Annotated in this window: 2 protein-coding genes and 1 pseudogene; 2 read left to right on the top strand and 1 reads right to left on the bottom strand. The window is 46.2% G+C overall.

Annotated features, from left to right (window positions below; all coding sequences use genetic code 11):
- Positions 1-149, bottom strand: a pseudogene (locus HMPREF3148_RS13550) (IS3 family transposase); the annotation flags it as partial.
- A gap of 122 nt (positions 150-271) precedes the next feature.
- On the opposite strand from HMPREF3148_RS13550, the gene HMPREF3148_RS07300 reads away from it, so the two are divergent.
- Positions 272-709, top strand: a complete 438-nt coding sequence (locus HMPREF3148_RS07300; protein ID WP_005531122.1) for an NUDIX domain-containing protein — start codon at positions 272-274, stop codon at positions 707-709.
- Positions 696-1220, top strand: coding sequence for a hypothetical protein (locus HMPREF3148_RS07295; protein WP_049064374.1), 525 nt, complete (start codon positions 696-698; stop codon positions 1218-1220). Before HMPREF3148_RS07300 ends, HMPREF3148_RS07295 begins: the two co-directional genes overlap by 14 nt.
- The last annotated feature ends 22 nt before the right edge of the window (positions 1221-1242 follow it).

Raw genomic sequence — 1242 nt, 5'->3', positions numbered from 1 at the left:
AAATCTGGCATGACGCGGTGGCCAGGCTTGCGCCGTGTGGTGATACATCGACGTTGTTTGGTAAAGCCTTTTAGCCCCATGGATTTCATGATGCGCGCAACCTTCTTATGGTTGATCGGAGGAAAGTCCTTATCGTCGTTGAGGCTTGCTTAGCGCAAGCTTCTTCTGCAGGATACTCATTCGCGCTTTCGGCAATATTGGTAACGGGAATTTGCTCGGCTACAGCTTTTTTGTCCCCCAAAGTATTCGATAACGTGATCTAAGGAGAAAAATGATCGACTCTCAAACTGGATGGTTTTTTGTTCACGCTAGTGTGAAGGTTATTCCAGTCCTCGGCGGTAAGGTGCTATTGGGGCTTAATCCTAGGGGGGATTGGGAGCTACTCGGAGGCTGGCCGGACAGGGGAGACTTATCGCTTCGCGAGACAGCTCAGCGCGAGTTGAAAGAAGAGGCAAATTTGGAGACTCTCCCCGATACCCTAGTAGATGCGTTTCTTCTAAGAGATCCGAAAGTGGAAAATCCGGTTGCGATTATCGCATATGGGGTCACCGTGTCATTGAATGAAGGGATTGATATTAGTGAAAGCATCGAACATGAAAAGCTAGGTTTATTTGGAAAGGATGAGATTTCGGGTTTGCAAAATCTCTTGCCGGAATATAAGACCGTGATTTTGAAATATCTGGAGATGAGTGGAAATGACAAAAGCTAGTCAATATAAACAGAGGCTCGACAGAGATCCTTCCGAAGGTCTTAAGCGAAAGCTATCGGCTGATGAGGTGATGAAGTTGACGAACGAACTTGGAGACTGGCGTTCGTTTACTGCAGTCCCAGAGAAAATTAGAGAGTATTCTGAGGAACCAAGTTTTCGTGCTGCGTTGTCTGCCTTTTCAGATATGGATAGTGGAAATAAGCGTCAAACTTTACAGGGGATTTGCCAGGTTACCATTAAACCTGATGGCAGAGTTTTAGGTGCACTACCGAAGCTACTAACTTATATGCGAGATAACGGGTTTGTCCCTTTCTACTATGTCGAAGAAAGCATGACTTTTTCAGAGGCGAGAGAGATCTGGAAGTTTCAATGGAACATAGCCACGATCGATCGAGCTGCTATCTTTGAGGAACTTCTTGGCTTAGGGAAACAGCTGACTATCTTCTTCTATGACATGTCGCGCTTGCCTGGAGATATTCCTGCCACGGTTCGGTTGACCAGATGGCCTTGATTCTTGCACCAATAAGAGCATC

Source organism: Corynebacterium sp. HMSC05D08 (assembly GCF_001807215.1).
GTDB classification, from domain to species: domain Bacteria; phylum Actinomycetota; class Actinomycetes; order Mycobacteriales; family Mycobacteriaceae; genus Corynebacterium; species Corynebacterium striatum.
This window is presented reverse-complemented; position numbering and strand designations above follow the sequence as displayed.